A 17,273-nucleotide genomic window follows, 5' to 3' on the forward strand; every position below is an offset into this window, starting at 1 on the left:
CGCGGAGCCGGCGCCGGTGCCACGCCTCGAGGCGCCGCCGCCGGCACGGGTGGAGCGTGCGCAGCGCCCCGAGCCGGTGGTCGGCGAGGTCCGCGACGCCGCCAGTGCCACGCCCACCGGCGTGCGCTTCAACCAGCTGCGCGGGCAGCTGCGCTTTCCGGTGCGCGGAGAACTCGTGGGCCGCTTTGGTGCTCCAAGGGCGGAGGGTGGAACCACCTGGAAGGGCGTGTTCATCCGCGCCGGCAACGGTGCCGAAGTGCGTTCGGTGGCCGGCGGGGAAGTGGTCTTCTCGGACTGGTTGCGCGGGTACGGCAACCTCATCATCGTCGACCACGGCAGCGACTACCTGACCATCTACGGCAACAACGATTCCCTGCTCAAGGAAGTGGGCGATCGCGTCGGCGGTGGCGAGCCGATCGCCAGCGTGGGCGCCGCCGGGGTGGGCAACGATTCGGGTTTATACTTCGAGATCCGTCACCAGGGGCAGCCGCTCGATCCGATGCAATGGATGCGGCTCAACTAGACGGGACGGCCGACCGGGGCGGTCGGCGCACTACTGGAGTTCTCATGCGCAGCAGCAAGCTGAAACAGTTCGGCCTCGTCATGACCGGCATGGTGGCCGGGATCATGATCAGCCTCAATTTCTCCGCCAACGCCGACCGCAGCGCGCCCCTGCCGCTGCCGGTCGACGAGTTGCGCGCCTATGCCGACGTCTTCAACGCGATCAAGCAAGGCTACGTCGAGCCGGTGGAGGACAAGAAGCTGATCACCGACTCGATCAGCGGCATGCTCTCCGGGCTGGATCCGCACTCCGCCTATCTCGACGCCGAGGCCTTCAAGGACCTCCAGGTCGGCACCCAGGGCGAATTCGGCGGTCTCGGCATCGAGGTCGGCATGGAAGACGGCTTCGTCAAGGTGATCTCGCCGATCGAGGATACTCCGGCCTTCCGCGCCGGTGTGCTGGCGGGCGACCTGATCGTCAAGCTGGACGACACCCCGGTCAAGGGCATGAGCCTCAACGACGCGGTCAAGCGCATGCGCGGCAAGCCGCGCACCGACATCATCCTCACGATCATGCGCAAGGGGCAGTCGCAGCCGATCGTGATCAAGCTGACGCGCGAAGTCATCAAGGTGCAGAGCGTCAAGTCCAAGGTGGTGGAGCCCGGCTACGCCTACCTGCGCATCGCGCAGTTCCAGGAGAACACCGCCGCGTCGGTGGTCGAGCACCTGGCCAAGCTCGGCGCTCAGGGCCCGGTGCAGGGCCTGGTACTCGACCTGCGCAACGACCCTGGCGGCCTGCTGCACGGCGCCGTGGGCGTGTCGGCGGCCTTCCTGCCCGAAGAGACCCTCGTGGTGAGCACCGACGGCCGCACCGAGGACGCCAAGCGCGAGTACCGCGCCATCCAGGCCGACTACCTGCGCGGCACCCGCGACGACTTCCTGCGCCGCCTGCCGGCCTATGCGCGCGACGTGCCGATGGTGGTGCTGGTGAACGCGGGCTCGGCCTCGGCCTCGGAGATCGTCGCCGGCGCGCTGCAGGATCACAAGCGCGCCAGGGTGATCGGCACGCAGACCTTCGGCAAGGGCTCGGTGCAGACCATCCTGCCGCTCAACAACAACACCGCGATCAAGCTCACCACCGCACGCTACTACACGCCGAGCGGGCGCTCGATCCAGGCCAAGGGCATCGCGCCCGACATCGTCGTCGAGGAGACCGCCAACGGGTCCGGCCGCCGCGTGCGCGAGGCCGATCTGCTGGGGCATCTCGAGAACGACAAGGGCGCCGTGGAGGCCGCGAAGGCCGCTGCCGGCAAGGCGGACGGCGCGCCGGCAGAAGAAACCGCGGCCGAGACTGCGCGCTTCGAGCTCGCGGGCGACAACGACCACCAGCTCAAGCAGGCGATCCGCCTGCTCAAGGGCGAGGACATCGCCCACGCCGCGCCGGCCGTCGAGGCCGAAGCGGCCGGGGGACAGGCCGCGGCGGCCGGGGCCGCGCAGCCTGCGGCGGCGAAACAGTAAGCCGGGAGTCCGGCCGGGGGGACGATCATGCGCAGGGAAACTGCCTACAAGCTGGCGGGCCGGCATCACGACCGGCCCTTGCCGGGCGCCGATATCCACAAGCATCGCGAGATCCGCTTCAAGCCGCTCCCGCCCGGGCAGGTGGAGCGCGCCTGGAAGTCGCTGCAACTGCTCAAGGGCCTGCAGCTCGAGCGCACCGACGATCCGCTGGGCATCGTGGTGCGCTACTCGGTGCTCGACTATTCGCTCGAGTCGCTCGAGGACGCGCTGCGCGAGGCCGGCTTTGCGCTGGAGAATTCGCTCTACATCAAGCTGGTGCGGGCACTCGTGTATTTCAGCGAGGAGACCCAGCGCCACAACCTGCTGTCGCCCGAACGCCTGATCAAGCAGTCCAACGAGGTCTACATCCAGGCCTGGGACCACCACGTGCATGGCGACCACGACGACACCCCGCTCGAACTGCGCGAATACAAGTAATCGGGCGATGAACGACGACCAGCTGCTGCGCTACAGCCGCCACATCCTGCTGCCCGAGATCGACGTCGAAGGCCAGCAGGCCCTGCTCGACGCGCGCGCGCTGGTGGTCGGCGCGGGCGGGCTGGGCTCGCCCGCGGCGATGTACCTTGCCGCCGCCGGGGTCGGCACCCTCGTGCTCGCCGACCACGATACGGTCGATCTCACCAACCTGCAGCGCCAGATCATGCACTCGGCCGACATGGTCGGCCTGCCCAAGGTCGCCTCGGCACGTGCCACGCTGCACCGGCTCAACCCGCAGACCCGGCTCGAGCCGATCCAGGCGCGCCTGGAGGGCGAGGCACTCGAGGCCGAGGTGGGGCGCGCCGACGTGGTGCTCGACTGCACCGACAACTTCGCCACCCGCCACGCCATCAATCGCGCCTGCGTGAAGCACCGCAAGCCGCTGGTGTCGGGCGCGGCGATCCGCTTCGACGGTCAGGTCTCGGTGTTCGACCTGCGCAAGCCCGACAGCGGCTGCTACCACTGCCTGTTCCCGGAAGGCGAGGACATCGAGGAGGTGCGCTGTGCGGTGATGGGCGTGTTCGCCCCCATCGTCGGCATCGTCGGCACCATCCAGGCTGCCGAGGCGCTCAAGGTCCTCATTGGTTGCGGGCGCACGCTCGACGGCCGCTTGCTGCTGCTCGACGGCTTGTCGATGGAATGGCGCAGTGTCGCGCTCGGGCGCGACCCCGGCTGCGCGGTGTGCGGGACGGCGCGATGCGCCGGAGCGGTGGAATCAGCCCTGCGCTAGCGGTCGCGCGATCAGGCGCAGGTCGGGGCCGATGCGGCGCAGGTCGCGGATGTCCAGCCTTGTGGCGCCTTCCAGGCGGGTGAGCGCGGGCAGGTTGAAGAGCCCCTGCGCGGCGTCGCCGACCAGCATCGGCGCCAGGTAGATCAGCAGCTCGTCCACGCAGCCCTCGCGCAGCAGCGAGCCGTTGAGCTTGAAGCCGGCCTCGACGTGCAGCTCGTTGATGCCGCGCTCGCCCAGCAGGCGCAGCAGCGCACCCAGATCCACCTTGCCGGCCGCGTTGGGCACGAAGACGATCTCGTGGCCGGCCGCGCGCAGCATGTCGATGCGGGCTTGATCCGTGCTGCCGGTGGCGATCAGGATGGGTTCGCCCTGCAGGATGCGGGCCTGCGGCGACACCTCCAGGCGCGCATCGACCAGGATGCGCAGCGGCTGGCGTTCGCAGGGCACGTCGCGCACGCCGAGTTGCGGATCGTCCTCGCGCACCGTGCCGATGCCGGTCAGGATCGCGCATGCGCGCGCGCGCCAGCGGTGGCCGTCGCGGCGTGCGGCCGGGCCGGTGATCCACTGGCTGACGCCGTTGTCGAGCGCGCTCTTGCCGTCGAGCGTGCCGGCGACCTTGAGCCGCACCCAGGGCCGACCGCGCGTCATGCGTGAAACGAAGCCGATGTTGAGCTCTTGCGCCGCCTCGGCGAGCAGGCCGTGCGCGGCGGCGATGCCGGAAGCGCGCAGGCGGGCGAGACCGCGCCCGGCGACGAGCGGGTTGGGGTCTTCCATGGCGGCGATCACGCGCGCCACGCCGGCCTCGATCAGCGCGTCGGCGCAGGGTGGGGTGCGGCCGAAGTGCGAGCACGGCTCCAGGGTGACGTAGGCGGTGGCACCGCGCGCGGCCGCTCCGGCCTGGCGCAGCGCGTGGACTTCGGCGTGGGCCTCGCCGGCGCGCGCGTGCCAGCCCTCGCCGACGGTCGTGCCGTCGCGCACGATCACACAGCCCACGCGCGGGTTGGGCGAGGTGGTGTCGAGGCCGCGGGCGGCGAGCTGCAGCGCGCGCGCCATGGCGGCGTGGTCAGCCGCCGAAAAGGTCATGTCCGGGGTCCGCTCCGCCCTTGTCGGCCTTGCCGCGCCGCGGGCGCGTCTGCACCTCGCGGATCACCTCGGCGAACTCGTCGACGTCGGCGAAGTTGCGATACACCGACGCGAAGCGGATGTAGGCCACCTTGTCGAGCTTCTTGAGTTCCTTCATGACCAGCTCGCCGATCTTCTCGCTCGGGACTTCCTGTTCGCCCATGGCGAGCAGGCGCGCCTCGATGCGGTCCACCGCAGCGTCGATGGCCTCGATGGTGACCGGGCGCTTGCGTAGCGCCAGCTTCATGCTGCCGGCGAGCTTGGCGTGGTCGAACTCGGTGCGGTTGCCGTTGCGCTTGACGATGTGAGGCATCTTGAGGTCGATGCGCTCATACGTGGTGAAGCGCTTGTCGCACTTGACGCAGCGACGGCGACGCCGGACGACATCGCCGTCCTCGTTCTCGCGCGTGTCGGTGACCTGGGTGTTGGGGTCAGCGCAGAAGGGGCATTTCATGGCCGGAAGGCGGCGCCGGGCGGGGCGGGTGCCATTGCGGCGCCCGCTCCGCCGAACGGCTTACTTGCCGTAGACCGGGAACTTCGCGCACAGCTCGGCCACCTGGCCGCGCACGCGCGCGATCACCGTCTCGTCCTGCGGTGCGTCGAGCACGTCGGCGATCAGGTGGGCGATCTTCTCGGCCTCGATCTCGGTGAAGCCGCGCGTGGTCATCGCCGGCGAGCCGAGGCGGATGCCCGAGGTGGTGAAGGGCTTCTCGGGGTCATTCGGGATCGAGTTCTTGTTCACCGTGATGTGGGCGCTGCCCAGCACCGCCTCGGCGGCCTTGCCGGTGATCTTCTTGTTGCGCAGGTCGACCAGGAAGACGTGGCTCTCGGTGCGGCCGGAGACGATGCGCAGGCCGCGCTCCTCGGACAGCACGCGTGCCATCACGCGGGCGTTGGCGATCACCTGCTCCTGGTAGTCGCGGAACGCGGGCGAGGCCGCCTCCTTGAAGGCCACCGCCTTGGCCGCGATGACGTGCATCAGCGGGCCGCCCTGCAGGCCGGGGAAGATCGCCGAGTTGAGCGCCTTCTCGTGCTCGGCCTTCATCAGGATGATGCCGCCGCGCGGGCCGCGCAGGGTCTTGTGGGTGGTCGAGGTGACGACGTCGGCGTGCGGCACCGGGTTGGGGTAGAAGCCCGCGGCGATGAGGCCGGCGTAGTGCGCCATGTCGACCCAGAAGATCGCGCCGACTTCCTTGGAGATCTTCGCGAAGCGCTCGAAGTCGATGCGCAGCGCGTAGGCCGAGGCGCCCGCGATGATGATCTTGGGCTTGTGCTCGCGCGCCAGCGCTTCCATCTTGTCATAGTCGATCTCTTCCTTGGCGTCGAGACCGTAGGCGACCACGTTGAACCACTTGCCGGACATGTTCAGCGGCATGCCGTGGGTGAGGTGGCCGCCTTCGGCCAGGCTCATGCCCATGATGGTGTCGCCCGGCTTGGCGAAGGCCATCAGCACGGCCTGGTTGGCCTGCGAGCCGGAGTTCGGCTGCACGTTGGCGGCCTCGGCGCCGAACAGCGCCTTGAGGCGGTCGATGGCCAGCTGCTCGGCGATGTCGACGTGTTCGCAGCCGCCGTAGTAGCGCTTGCCCGGGTAACCCTCGGCGTACTTGTTGGTGAGCTGGGAGCCTTGGGCTTCCATCACCGCGTGGGAGACGTAGTTTTCGGAGGCGATCAGTTCGATGTGGTCTTCCTGGCGCTTGTTTTCGGCCTGGATGGCGGACCACAGCTCGGGATCGACTTTGGCGAGGGTGTCTTGCGAAGAGAACATGGCGTCTGCTTACCGGATGGGGTTGGGCGGAATCGAGGGGATTCGGACGCGCGATTCTAGCATGCGGCGATGCACGAAAAAGCGGCGGGCGCCCGTCGGACGCCCGCCGCCGGCAGGGAGGCGGCGGCCTTACCAGCCGCGCTGCTGCGTGCCGTAGCCCTCGTTGCCTGCGGCCGCTGCGGGCTCTCCTGAAGGGGGCGTGCCGCTGCCCTCCGGCGCTGCGCTGCCGGGGGGTTCCGCAGGCGATGCCCCGCCACCCCAGCTGTCGGACTGCTGCGCGCCCCAGCCGCCACCGTCGCCGCCACCGTCGACCTTGATCTCGATGGTGTCGAGGTCGACCTCCATCTTCTTGTCCAGCGTGAAGGTCACCAGGCCCGGGAACGCGATCAAGGCCACCACCATGACGATCTGCATCAGCACGAAGGGGATCGAGCCGGCGTAGATGTCCATCGTCTTGACGCCGGCCACGCGCTTCTTCGTCACGCGGTCGAGGTAGTCCTTCGCTGGCGCCACGCTGCGCAGATAGAACAGCGCGAAGCCGAAGGGCGGGGTCAGGAAGGAGGTCTGCAGGTTCATCGCCAGCAGCACGCCGAACCACACCAGGTCGATGCCCAGCTTGTCGGCCACCGGCGCCAGCAGCGGCACCAGGATGAAGGCGATCTCGAAGAAGTCGATGAAGAAGCCGAGGAAGAAGATCACCGTGTTCACAAACACCAGGAAGCCGATCTCGCCGCCGGGCAGCTTGTCGAACAGGTGCTCGACCCAGATCGGACCATCGACCGCGGTGAAGGTGAAGCTGAAGATCGTCGAGCCGATGAGGATGAACATCACGAAGCACGACAGCCGCGCGGTGGATTCGAGACCGTGCTTGAGCAACGTCATGTCGAGCTTGCCGCGCGAGAACGCCATGATCATGCCGCCCACCGCACCCATCGCGCCGCCTTCGGTCGGCGTCGCCACGCCGAGGAAGATCGTGCCGAGCACCAGGAAGATCAGCGCCAGGGGCGGGATCAGCACGAAGGTCACGCGCTCGGTGATGCGCGACAGCAGACCCATGCCGGTCACCTTGTTCACCATGGCGGCGGCGAACGCGAACAGCGTGCCGCCGGTGAGCGCGACGACGATGGTCTCGTCCAGTGCCGCCTTGACCTCGGTGCCCTTGAATGCGCTCAGGATCTCGCTGTAGTACATGCCGAAGGTGACCGAGACGGCGGTGACGAACAAGGTGAACACGCCGAGTGAGCGCATGCCCGAACTGCCATCCGGCTCGCGGTAGCTGCGCGCTTCCGGCGGCAGGGCCGGGACCATGGCCGGCTTGAAGATCGCCAGGCCGATGATGAACAGCACATACAGGCCGATCAGGATGAAGGCGGGGATGAAGGCGCCCTTGTAGAGGTCGCCGACGCTGCGACCAAGCTGGTCTGCGATCACGATCAGCACCAGCGAGGGCGGCACGATCTGCGCCAGCGTGCCCGAGGCGGTGATTGCGCCGCTGGCGATGGCCGGGCTGTAGCCGTAGCGCAGCATGATCGGCAGCGAGATCAGGCCCATCGAGATCACCGCGGCGGCGACCACGCCGGTGGTCGCCGCGAGCAGGGCGCCGACGAAGATCACCGCCAGCGCGAGCCCGCCGCGGATCGGCCCGAACACCTGGCCGACGGTGTCGAGCAGCTCCTCGGCCATGCCGCTGCGTTCGAGCACCAGGCCCATCAGGGTGAAGAAGGGAATCGCGAGCAGGGTGTCGTTCTGGATGATGCCGAAGACGCGCAGCGGCAGCGCCTGGAAGATGCTGGGCGACAACAGGCCGATCTCGACGCCGATGAAGCCGAACAGCAGCCCGCAGGCGGCGAGGGCGAAGGCGACCGGGAAGCCGGTGAGCAGGAAGGCCAGCAGCGACCCGAACATCAGTTCGGGAGCGTGGGCGGTGAAGAGTTCGATCATTTCCGCACCTCGCCGGCGTCGTCATGATGGGGTTGGGCGTGTTCGACGTCGTGCGCCTCGTTGCTCTCGTGCGCACCGTGCAGCAGCGGGTTGGGCGCCTTGCCCTGCAGGAAGGCGAAGCGCTTGATCAGCTCCGAGATCGCCTGCAGGCCGAGCAGCGCGAAGCCGAACGGCACCAGGGCATACACCGGCCAGCGGATCAGGCCGCCGGCGTTCGACGACATCTCTCCCGAAGCGTAGGCGCCCACCACCACCGGCCACGCGAACTGGATCATGAACCAGCACAGCGGCAGCAGAAACACGATGATTCCGGCGATGTCGATGACCATGCGCGTGCGCATCGACAGCTTGCTCGCGAGCACGTCGATGCGGACGTGGGCGTTCTGCAGGAAGGTGTAGCCGGCGCCGAGCAGGAAGACCGCGCCGAAGAGATACCACTGGATCTCGAGGAAAGCGTTCGAGCCAATGTTGAAGGCCTTGCGCGCGACGGCGTTTCCGGCGCTGATCAGCGCGGCGGCGAGCACGAGCCAGATGATGAACTTGCCGAAGAATCGGCTTACGGCATCGATGCCGTGTGAAATTCGGAGGAGGGTGTCCATTTGGCTCGCCTCGAGGCTTGCGTGCACAAAAATGCCGAGCGGGGCCAGGGCTTCGCTCGGCGTGAGGGAGGGGGCGGGGGTGCCGCGAGCGATGTCCGGAACGCAAGCAGCGGCGCCCGGACATCCGATCGTCACAGCTTCTGCGAAGCCAGGTACTGCGCGTAGTTGCCTTCGGCAACCGACTCCCACTGCACCTGGTCGGCGAGGAAGCGGCTGTAGTCGGGGTAGACCTTCTTCCAGTTGGCGTTCTTCTCGTTGAGCTCGGCATAGACCTCGCGCGACGCCTTGAAGGCGGCGTCCATGAAGTCCTTCGGGAAGCGCGACAGCTTGGCGCCTTCGGCGATCAGCTGCTTGAGCGAGCCGGGGTTGCGGCCGTCGTAGCGCGCCTGACAGGTGACGTGGGCGGCGCGGGAGGCCTGCTCGACGATCGCCTTGTACTCGGCCGACAGGCCGTTCCACTGCTTGTCGTTGATGTACACCGAGAACTGCGTGCTGCCTTCCCACCACGCCGGGAAGTAGTAGTGCTGCGCCACCTTGTGCAGGCCGAGTTTGAGGTCGTCATAGGGGCCGATCCATTCGGCGGCGTCGATCGTGCCCTTCTCCAGCGACTGGTAGATCTCGCCGGCGGGAATGTTCTGCGGCACCGCGCCGAGCTTGGCGAGCACGCGTCCGCCGAAGCCGCCGATGCGCATCTTCAGGCCCTCGATGTCCTTGACCGACTTGATCTCCTTGCGGAACCAGCCACCCATTTGGGCGCCGGTGTTGCCGCAGGGGAAGTTCACGATGTTGAACTGGGCGTAGAACTCGCGCATCAGCTTGAGGCCGTTGCCCTCGAACATCCACGCGCTCATGGCGCGCGAGGTCATGCCGAAGGGGATCGTGCAGTCGAAGGCGAAGGTCTCGTCCTTGCCGAAGAAGTAGTAGGGCGCGGTGTGGGCGCACTCGATGGTGCCCTGCTGTACCGCGTCGACCACGCCGAAGGCGGGGACGAGCTCGCCCGCCGGGTGCACCGAGATCACGAACTTGCCGCCGGTCGCCTCCGACACGTACTTGGCGAATGCCTCGCTCGCGCCGAACACCGTCTCGAGCGATTTCGGGAAGCTGGAGGCCAAGCGCCAGCGGATCTGCTGCTGGGCGTTGACGATGGCCGGTGCGGTGCCGGCGGCGAGAATGCCGGCCATGCCGGCGCCCTGCAGAAATTTACGACGTTCCACGGTGTCTCCTTGTCGCGTGAGGTGTGATCGAGGCCTTCAATGCGATTATAGAAAGACCCGATACCGGGCTGTAATCCGCGGAAAACCCTAATCGCGCGGGACTTCGTCATTTTCGATGCACATCGCATCAGTTTCCTGGTAGCTCGTCCAGCGCGCTGGCGAGGTGGCTCTCGTCGGCCCAGGCGAGCAGCCGCCAGCACCCGGACGTGTGTTCGACCCAGTTGAGCGCCGCGTTCGGGATCGCGAAGTCGCGCACGGCTTCGAGCGGCTTGCCGGTGGCCAGGCGGTGAGCGATGTCGAGCACGCCGCCGTGGGTCACCACCACCACCGTCTCGCCGGCGTGGCGCGCGGCAATCTCCTCCAAGGCTGCCTGCACGCGTGCGGCGAGCCCATGCAGGCTCTCGCCGCCGCTGTCGAGCGCCACCTGCGGGTCGCGCTTCTTGAAGTGCTGCCAGGCCTGTGGCTGCTGACGCTCGGCCTCCTCGAAGGTCAGCCCCTGCAGCACGCCGTAGTGGCGCTCGCGCAGGCGCGTGTCGTGGGTGGCGGCGAGTCCGTGGGTGCGAGCGACCGCGTCGGCGGTCTGGCGCGCGCGCTGCAGGTCGCTGCTGTAGAGCGCGGCGAAGCGTTCGCCGGCGTGCGCGAGGCTGCGCGCGGTGGCTTCGGCCTGAGACAGGCCGCGCGGGTTGAGCGGGACGTCGATGTGGCCCTGCAGGCGGCGCTCGGCGTTCCAGGCGGTTTCGCCGTGACGGACGAGGCAGATCCTGCAGGCATGTGCGGATTGTGTCGAGTTTCGTGTTTTCATCATTATGGGCAAGCGGCCGTCCGGGGAGGGCGGCCCTTGTGGGATAATCGAGATTTTTCAGGCCTGCCGGCTCGCAAAGCGGCACCGGGGCGGCGCGCCGCCCCGGTTTCCGGAGTTTCCCCCGTGCACTCTCTGCTGCGCTTATCCCGCTTGATCGACTGGATCAACGAACGGGTCGGACGCGCCGTGATGTGGCTGGTGCTGGTCGCCGTGGTGATCAGCGCCGGCAACGCGCTCGTCCGCAAGCTGTTTAACACAAGTTCCAACGCCCTGCTCGAGATCCAGTGGTACCTGTTCGCCGCGATCTTCATGCTCGCCGCGGGCTACACCTTCCTGCGCAACGAGCACGTGCGCATCGACATCCTCACCAGCCGCTTGTCGGCACGCGGACAGAACGTGGTCGACATCCTCGGCATCCTGTTCTTCCTGCTGCCGATGGCGGTGCTGATCCTGTGGCTGTCGTGGCCGATCGTGATGACCTCGCTGGCCTCGGGCGAGATGTCGCAAAACTCCGGCGGCCTGATCCGCTGGCCGGTGAAGATGCTGCTGCCGCTCGGCCTCGGCCTGCTCGTGCTGCAGGCCGTCTCCGAGCTGGTCAAGCGCATCGCCTTCCTGACCGGTCACGGCCCCAATCCATTGCTGAAGAAGTCCGCCGGCGCCGCGACCGCGGAGCTGGTGGAGGCGATCAGGGCGCAGCGCGAGGGGAGGGTGGAGCCATGACCGAGTTCCTCGTCGCCAACATGGCCCCGCTGATGTTCGCGTCCATGGTGCTGTTCCTGTTGTTCGGCTTCCCGGTGGCGTTCGCGCTCGCGGCCAACGGCATCCTGTTCGGCCTCGTCGGCATCGAGCTCGGCCTGCTCCACGGCGCGCTCTTCCAGGCCCTGCCCGAGCGCATCTTCGGCATCATGGCCAACGACACCCTGCTCGCGGTGCCCTTCTTCACCTTCATGGGGCTGGTCCTCGAGCGCAGCGGCATGGCCGAGGACCTGCTCGACACCATCGGCCAGCTCTTCGGGCCGATCCGCGGCGGCCTGGCCTTCGCGGTGATCTTCGTCGGCGCGCTGCTCGCCGCGACCACCGGCGTGGTCGCGGCCTCGGTGATCTCGATGGGGCTGATCTCGCTGCCGATCATGCTGCGCTACGGCTACGACCACCGCCTGGCCACCGGCGTGATCGCCGCGTCGGGCACGCTGGCGCAGATCATCCCGCCCTCGCTGGTGCTGATCGTGATGGCCGACCAGCTCGGCCGCAGCGTCGGCGACATGTACCAGGGCGCGCTGCTGCCCGGTCTGGTGCTCACCGGCATGTACGTCGCCTATGTCGCGCTGGTGGCGATCTTGCGGCCGTCCCACGCGCCGGCGATGCCGCTCGAGGCGCGCACGCTGCGCGAGCCCGACGGTGCCAGCGGGATGCGCTCGCTCGCCGTCCTCACCCTGGTGTCGGTCGCGGGAGCCTGGCTCTTCGCCAGCCAGCTCTATCGTGCCGATGCGCCGCGCGACGAGGTCGTGGTGGTGTCGGCCATGGTCGGCATCGGCATCGCCTTCGTGGCGGCGATGATCAACCGGCTGTTCGGCATCGGCCTGCTGTCGCGCATGGCCGAGCGCGTGACCTTCGTGCTGATCCCGCCGCTCGGGCTGATCTTCCTCGTGCTGGGCACGATCTTCATCGGCGTCGCCACGCCGACCGAGGGGGGCGCGATGGGCGCGCTCGGTGCGGTGCTGATGGCGCTCGCGCGCCGCCGCCTGTCGCTGCCGCTGCTCAAGCAGGCGATGGATTCGACCACCAAGCTGTCGTGCTTCGTGATCTTCATCCTGATCGGCTCCAGCGTGTTCGGCCTCACCTTCCGCGGCGTCAACGGCGACCTCTGGGTCGAGCACCTGATGACCTCGCTGCCGGGCGGCCAGACCGGCTTCCTGGTCGCGGTGAACCTGCTGGTCTTCGTGCTCGCCTTCTTCCTCGACTACTTCGAGCTCGCCTTCATCATCGTGCCCCTGCTCGCGCCGGTGGCGGACAAGCTCGGCATCGACCTGATCTGGTTCGGCGTGCTGCTGGCGGTGAACATGCAGACCTCCTTCCTGCATCCACCCTTCGGCTTCGCGCTCTTCTTCCTGCGCTCGGTGGCGTCGGAGAAGGTGAAGACGGCGTCGATCTACTGGGGTGCGGTGCCCTTCGTGATCATCCAGCTCGTCATGGTCGGCCTCATCATCGCCTTCCCCGGCCTGGTGTCCTACGGTGACGCGGGCGCGAAGCCGGCGCAGCAGCAGGAACTCGACCTCGAGCAACTGCTGCAGGGCGGCGGCGGGGCCGCAGCGGCGGGCGATTCGAACGCCGACCTGATGCGGCAACTGCAGGGCGACTGAGCGTGCGCACCATGAAAAAAGCCGGGCATGCCCGGCTTTTTTTGCGCCTGACGCCTGAAGCCCGTCAGCGCACCGACTGCATGAAGCGGTCGAAGCCCGCCTCGGCGACGCTGAACCACGCGTTCTGCGACTTGCGGTACTTCTCGAACTCGGCGTAGATCTTGGCCCACGCCGGGTTCTTCGCAGCCTCCTCGGCGTACAGCTCGCGCGAGATGTCGAAGGCCTTCTTCATGATCTCGTTGGAGAAATTCTGCAGCTTGACGCCCTGCGCGAGCAGGCGGGCGAGCGCCTGCGGGTTCTTGTGGTCGTACATCGCGGTCATCTGGATGTGCGCCTCGCGCGAGGCGGCGCGGAAGGCGGCCTGGTATTCCTTGGGCAGCTTGTCCCACTCGGCCTTGTTCACATAGAAGTGCACCACCGGGCCCGGCTCCCACCAGCCCGGCGAGTAGTAGTGGGGCGCGACCTTGTAGAAGCCGAGCTTCTCGTCGTCGTAGGGGGCGACCCACTCGGCGGCGTCGATGGTGCCCTTCTCGAGCGAGGGGTAGATGTCCGAGCCGGCGATCTGCTGCGGGATCGCGCCCATGCGCGACATGATCTCGCCGGCGATGCCGGCGATGCGGATCTTCAGGCCCTTGATGTCTTCCAGGGTGTTGATCTGCTTGCGGTACCAGCCGCCCATCTGCACGCCGGTGTTGCCGCCGAGGAAGGAATACACGTTGTAGTTGCCGTAGAACTCGTCGAGCAGCTCCTGGCCGCCGCCGCCGATGATCCAGGCGTCCATCTGGCGCGCGTTCATGCCGAAGGGCACGGCGGTGCCGAAGGCGAAGGTCTTGTCCTTGCCGACGTAGTAGTACGAGCACGAGTGGCACATCTCGACCGTGCCCTGCTGCACCGCGTCGAGCGCCTGCAGGCCGGGGACGATCTCGCCGGCCGGGAAGATGCGGATGTCGAACTTGCCGCCGGTGATCTCGCGCAGGCGGTTGGCGAGCAACTCGGCGCTGCCGTACAGGGTGTCGATGCTCTTGGGGAAGCTCGAGGTCATGCGCCACTTGATCTCGGGCAGGCCGGTCTGGACGGCGGGGGCGGCGACGGCCGCGGTGGAGGCGACGCCTGCGGCGGCACCGGCGGCAAGGCCGACGCTGGCCTTCTTGAGGAATGAACGACGTTCCACGATTTCTCCTTGTGTTCGGGGGTGGATTCCAGCGAATTCAGCGAACGATTATAGACGCCGCTCGCGCAACGGGACGGAAAGGTACCGCGCTGGCGGGATGAAGTCCGGACACCGGCTCAGCGCCCGGCGACCTTCATGCGCTCGATCAGCACCGAGCCGCACAGCTTGGCGCCGCGCGGCAGGGCGTCGTTACCCACCGCGACGATGCTGCGGAACATGTCGCGCAGGTTGCCGGCGATGGTGATCTCCTCGACAGCGTGCTTGATGCGGCCCTTCTCCACCCAGAAGCCTGCCGCACCGCGCGAGTAATCGCCCGTGACGTAGTTCACGCCGTGGCCGAGCAGCTCGGTCACGAGCAGGCCGCGGTCCATCTGCCGGATCAGTCCGGCGAGGTCCTGCTCGCCGGCCTTCACGATCAGGTTGTGCGAGCCGCCGGCGTTGGCGGTGGTCTGCAGGCCGAGCTTGCGCGCCGAATAGGCGGAGAGGAAGTAGCCGTTCAGCACCCCGTCGGTGACCACCTCGCGGTCGCGGGTGGCCACGCCGTCGCCGTCGAAGGGGCTGGAGCCGAAGGCCTTCTTCAGGTGCGGGCGCTCGGCGATGCTCACCACCGGCGAGAACACCTGCTTGCCGAGGCTGTCGAGCAGGAAGCTCGACTTGCGGTAGAGCGAGCCGCCGCTCACCGCCTGCACGAAGTTGCCGACGAGCGCCACCGCGAGCTGCGCCTCGAACAGCACCGGCACCTCGCAGGTGCGGATCTTCTTCGCACCCAGGCGCGCCAGCGCGCGCTCGCCGGCGCGCCGGCCAACCTCCTCGGCCACCATCAGCTCGGCAGGGTCGCGCCGCGAGTCGTACCAGTATTCGCGCTGCATGGCGTCGCCCTCGCCGGCGATCACCGAGCACGACAGACCGTGGCGGGTGGTGGCGTAGCCGCCGAGGAAGCCGTGGCTGTTCGCCGACACGAAGTGCGACTGCTGGATCGAGGTGTTGGCGCCCTCCGAGTTGCCGATCTTCGGGCTGACCGCGAAGGCGGCGTCCTCGCAGCGGCGGGCGAGTTCGATGGCCTGCGCGACGTCGATGTTCCACGGATGGAAGAGGTCGAGCTCGGGCATGTCCTTCGCCTTCGCCATCAGCGCCGCGTCGGCCAGCCCGGCGCAGGGGTCGGGCGCGGTGAAGCGCGCGATCGAGAGCGCGGCGTCCACCGTGGCCTTGAGCGCCTTCTTCGAGAAGTCGGAGGTGCTCGCGTAGCCGCGCTGCTGGCCGAGGTACACCGTGACGCCCACCCCCTTGTCGCGGTTGTACTCGATGGTGTCGACCTCGCCGCGGCGCACCGCGACCGACTGGCCGAAGCCCTCGGAGACGTCGGTCTCGCACGACGAGGCGCCGTGCTTGCGGGCGTATTTCAGGATGTCGGTGGCGATCTCGGCGAGATGCGCCTGCGAGAAGGAGAAGCCTTGGCTGGACATGGGCGGGCCGGGTGCGTGCAAAGGCTATAATCTTACCCCGATCGAGCCAGCCCCCCATGCAAGCAATGCGCCACCACCATTCCGACCCCGCGGACGAGGACGATTTTCCCGAGCCGCCGAGCAAGAGCAGCCGCAAGCGCGAGATGCAGGCGCTGCAGGACCTCGGCGAGCAACTCGTCGCGCTCTCGCCCGAGCGCCTCAAGAAGGTGCCGCTGCCCGAGACCCTGTACGAGGCCATCCGCGCCGCCCAGGGTTTCAAGATGGAGGCGCGCCGCCGCCAGCTGCAGTACATCGGCAAGCTGATGCGCAAGATCGACCCCGAGCCCATTCAGGCCCAACTCGACATCTTCGCCGGCAACTCCGCCGCCGAGGTGGCGAAGATGCACCGCCTCGAGCGCCTGCGCGAGCAGCTGCTCGAAGACGAGCAGACCATCGGCACCATCGCCGAGACCTGGCCCGAGGCCGACCTGCAATACCTGCGCACCCTGCGCCGCAACGCGCTCAAGGAGCGCGAGGCCGCCAAGCCGCCGAAGTCCTTCCGCGAGATCTTCCGCGTGCTGCGCGAGCTGCAGGAAGCCCGCGACGCCGCCGCCGAGGCGGCGGAGACCCCGTCCGACGAGGACGCCGCAGAACAGGGACCGAACTCATGAGCGAACACATCCGCATCGGCCTCGTGTCGATAAGCGACCGCGCCTCCGAGGGCACCTACGAAGACCAGGGCATCCCCGCGCTGAAAGACTGGCTGGGCAGGGCGCTCACGTCGCCGTGGAGCGCCGAGACCCGGCTGATCCCCGACGAGCGTGCGTTGATCGAGCGCACCCTGGTGGAGCTGGTCGACCGGGCCGGCTGCAACCTCGTGCTCACCACGGGCGGCACCGGTCCGGCGGTGCGCGACGTGACCCCCGAGGCCACGCTCGCGATCGGTGACAAGGAGATGCCCGGCTTCGGCGAGGAGATGCGCCGCATCAGCCTGAACTTCGTACCCACCGCGATCCTGTCGCGCCAGGTCGCGGTGATCCGCGGCAAGTGCCTCATCATCAACCTGCCCGGCCAGCCCAAGTCGATCCGCGAAACCCTCGAAGGCGTGCGCGACGCCGACGGCAGCGTGCGCCACGTCGGCATCTTCGCCGCAGTGCCGTACTGCATCGACCTCGTCGGCGGTCCGTATGTCGAGACCGACGACGCGATGATCAAGGCCTTCCGCCCCAAGCACGCGATGCGGCCGAAGCAGGCGTGAGCACCTCGAGCGCAGCGGCGACGCTGACCTGGGAAGAGCTTGCGGACGACGGCAGCGTGCGCCGCTGCAGTGCGCGCTGGCGTTCCGAGAGCGGCCAGGCGCCACCGCGCCGGGTGGTGATCGCCGACGACACCACCAAGGCCGATGCGGCCTGGCGCCTGGCCTGCGAGGGCAGCGCCCTGCTGTGGCGCGGCGACTACCACAACGCCCGCCAGCTGCTGCAGGCGATGGCGCGCCGCGCCGACGCGCGCGCGCGGAAACCGGGCAGGGCGGCCAAGCCGGGCAAGGCGCCGGCCACGCCCGCCGAGGCCTT

At 68.2% G+C, this 17,273-nt stretch carries 17 protein-coding genes and 1 pseudogene; 9 read left to right on the plus strand and 9 right to left on the minus strand.

What is annotated here, in order from left to right; all coding sequences use genetic code 11:
* The 4 genes from C665_RS12970 to C665_RS12985 all read left to right on the plus strand — a co-directional run.
* The coding region (locus C665_RS12970; RefSeq protein WP_004313507.1) for a murein hydrolase activator EnvC family protein at positions 1-523 on the plus strand (523 nt) is incomplete at its 5' end.
* Positions 524-567: 44 nt separating this feature from the next.
* Complete coding sequence (locus C665_RS12975) at positions 568-2,019, plus strand: S41 family peptidase (protein ID WP_004313510.1); 1,452 nt, start codon at positions 568-570, stop codon at positions 2,017-2,019.
* Positions 2,020-2,046: 27 nt separating this feature from the next.
* Positions 2,047-2,496 carry a hypothetical protein gene (locus C665_RS12980; RefSeq protein WP_004313512.1) on the plus strand — a complete coding sequence of 150 codons (450 nt, stop codon included), beginning with the start codon at positions 2,047-2,049 and terminating at the stop codon, positions 2,494-2,496.
* 7 nt (positions 2,497-2,503) lie between these two features.
* Complete coding sequence (locus C665_RS12985) at positions 2,504-3,286, plus strand: HesA/MoeB/ThiF family protein (protein WP_004313514.1); 783 nt, start codon at positions 2,504-2,506, stop codon at positions 3,284-3,286.
* Here C665_RS12985 and ribD read toward each other — a convergent pair.
* The 7 genes from ribD to C665_RS13020 all read right to left on the minus strand — a co-directional run bounded on the left by ribD (position 3,272) and on the right by C665_RS13020 (position 10,729).
* A complete protein-coding gene (ribD, locus tag C665_RS12990; protein ID WP_004313516.1) occupies positions 3,272-4,369 on the minus strand; it encodes a bifunctional diaminohydroxyphosphoribosylaminopyrimidine deaminase/5-amino-6-(5-phosphoribosylamino)uracil reductase RibD in 1,098 nt (365 codons plus the stop codon). The genes C665_RS12985 and ribD overlap by 15 nt on opposite strands.
* On the minus strand, positions 4,350-4,862 hold the full coding sequence (gene nrdR, locus C665_RS12995; RefSeq protein ID WP_004313518.1) for a transcriptional regulator NrdR: 513 nt from the start codon (positions 4,860-4,862) through the stop codon (positions 4,350-4,352). Before nrdR ends, ribD begins: the two co-directional genes overlap by 20 nt.
* A gap of 60 nt (positions 4,863-4,922) precedes the next feature.
* Positions 4,923-6,173, minus strand: a complete 1,251-nt coding sequence (glyA, locus tag C665_RS13000; protein WP_004313521.1) for a serine hydroxymethyltransferase — start codon at positions 6,171-6,173, stop codon at positions 4,923-4,925.
* Positions 6,174-6,302: 129 nt separating this feature from the next.
* On the minus strand, positions 6,303-8,114 hold the full coding sequence (locus C665_RS13005) for a TRAP transporter large permease (RefSeq protein ID WP_004313523.1): 1,812 nt from the start codon (positions 8,112-8,114) through the stop codon (positions 6,303-6,305).
* Complete coding sequence (locus tag C665_RS13010) at positions 8,111-8,713, minus strand: TRAP transporter small permease subunit (RefSeq protein ID WP_004313525.1); 603 nt, start codon at positions 8,711-8,713, stop codon at positions 8,111-8,113. Before C665_RS13010 ends, C665_RS13005 begins: the two co-directional genes overlap by 4 nt.
* Positions 8,714-8,844: 131 nt before the next feature.
* Positions 8,845-9,927 (minus strand): TRAP transporter substrate-binding protein, encoded by a 1,083-nt coding sequence (locus C665_RS13015; RefSeq protein ID WP_040829229.1) that lies wholly within the window; start codon positions 9,925-9,927, stop codon positions 8,845-8,847.
* Between the two features lie 127 nt (positions 9,928-10,054).
* Positions 10,055-10,729 (minus strand): histidine phosphatase family protein, encoded by a 675-nt coding sequence (locus C665_RS13020; protein ID WP_051021740.1) that lies wholly within the window; start codon positions 10,727-10,729, stop codon positions 10,055-10,057.
* Between the two features lie 123 nt (positions 10,730-10,852).
* On the opposite strand from C665_RS13020, the gene C665_RS13025 reads away from it, so the two are divergent.
* Together C665_RS13025 and C665_RS13030 are read left to right on the plus strand one after the other, a co-directional pair.
* Positions 10,853-11,449 (plus strand): TRAP transporter small permease subunit, encoded by a 597-nt coding sequence (locus C665_RS13025; protein ID WP_004313531.1) that lies wholly within the window; start codon positions 10,853-10,855, stop codon positions 11,447-11,449.
* Complete coding sequence (locus tag C665_RS13030; protein WP_004313532.1) at positions 11,446-13,089, plus strand: TRAP transporter large permease; 1,644 nt, start codon at positions 11,446-11,448, stop codon at positions 13,087-13,089. The genes C665_RS13025 and C665_RS13030 overlap by 4 nt, the downstream gene beginning before the upstream one ends.
* Positions 13,090-13,153: 64 nt before the next feature.
* Here C665_RS13030 and C665_RS13035 read toward each other — a convergent pair whose 3' ends face one another.
* Both C665_RS13035 and pmbA read right to left on the minus strand, forming a co-directional pair.
* A complete protein-coding gene (locus C665_RS13035) occupies positions 13,154-14,260 on the minus strand; it encodes a TRAP transporter substrate-binding protein (protein ID WP_004313534.1) in 1,107 nt (368 codons plus the stop codon).
* Between the two features lie 116 nt (positions 14,261-14,376).
* Entirely contained in the window at positions 14,377-15,723 is a 1,347-nt protein-coding gene (gene pmbA / locus C665_RS13040) for a metalloprotease PmbA (protein ID WP_004313535.1), read from the minus strand.
* Between the two features lie 65 nt (positions 15,724-15,788).
* On the opposite strand from pmbA, the gene yjgA reads away from it, so the two are divergent.
* The 3 genes and pseudogenes from yjgA to C665_RS13055 form a co-directional block, all read left to right on the plus strand.
* Entirely contained in the window at positions 15,789-16,373 is a 585-nt protein-coding gene (gene yjgA, locus C665_RS13045) for a ribosome biogenesis factor YjgA (protein ID WP_004313537.1), read from the plus strand.
* Complete coding sequence (gene mog, locus C665_RS13050) at positions 16,370-16,960, plus strand: molybdopterin adenylyltransferase (protein WP_004313539.1); 591 nt, start codon at positions 16,370-16,372, stop codon at positions 16,958-16,960. Before yjgA ends, mog begins: the two co-directional genes overlap by 4 nt.
* 23 nt (positions 16,961-16,983) lie before the next feature.
* A pseudogene (locus tag C665_RS13055) lies at positions 16,984-17,273 on the plus strand (methyltransferase); the annotation flags it as partial.

The sequence above is a fragment of the Thauera aminoaromatica S2 genome (assembly GCF_000310185.1).
Lineage (GTDB): Bacteria > Pseudomonadota > Gammaproteobacteria > Burkholderiales > Rhodocyclaceae > Thauera > Thauera aminoaromatica.

Coding starts and splice junctions, on each gene's coding strand:
- C665_RS12975 (WP_004313510.1), top strand. CDS start 568: ATGCGCAGCAGCAAGCTGAAACAGTTCGGCCTCGTCATGACCGGCATG.
- C665_RS12980 (WP_004313512.1), top strand. CDS start 2,047: ATGCGCAGGGAAACTGCCTACAAGCTGGCGGGCCGGCATCACGACCGG.
- C665_RS12985 (WP_004313514.1), top strand. CDS start 2,504: ATGAACGACGACCAGCTGCTGCGCTACAGCCGCCACATCCTGCTGCCC.
- ribD (WP_004313516.1), bottom strand. CDS start 4,369: ATGACCTTTTCGGCGGCTGACCACGCCGCCATGGCGCGCGCGCTGCAG.
- nrdR (WP_004313518.1), bottom strand. CDS start 4,862: ATGAAATGCCCCTTCTGCGCTGACCCCAACACCCAGGTCACCGACACG.
- glyA (WP_004313521.1), bottom strand. CDS start 6,173: ATGTTCTCTTCGCAAGACACCCTCGCCAAAGTCGATCCCGAGCTGTGG.
- C665_RS13005 (WP_004313523.1), bottom strand. CDS start 8,114: ATGATCGAACTCTTCACCGCCCACGCTCCCGAACTGATGTTCGGGTCG.
- C665_RS13010 (WP_004313525.1), bottom strand. CDS start 8,713: ATGGACACCCTCCTCCGAATTTCACACGGCATCGATGCCGTAAGCCGA.
- C665_RS13020 (WP_051021740.1), bottom strand. CDS start 10,729: ATGAAAACACGAAACTCGACACAATCCGCACATGCCTGCAGGATCTGC.
- C665_RS13030 (WP_004313532.1), top strand. CDS start 11,446: ATGACCGAGTTCCTCGTCGCCAACATGGCCCCGCTGATGTTCGCGTCC.
- pmbA (WP_004313535.1), bottom strand. CDS start 15,723: ATGTCCAGCCAAGGCTTCTCCTTCTCGCAGGCGCATCTCGCCGAGATC.
- yjgA (WP_004313537.1), top strand. CDS start 15,789: ATGCGCCACCACCATTCCGACCCCGCGGACGAGGACGATTTTCCCGAG.
- mog (WP_004313539.1), top strand. CDS start 16,370: ATGAGCGAACACATCCGCATCGGCCTCGTGTCGATAAGCGACCGCGCC.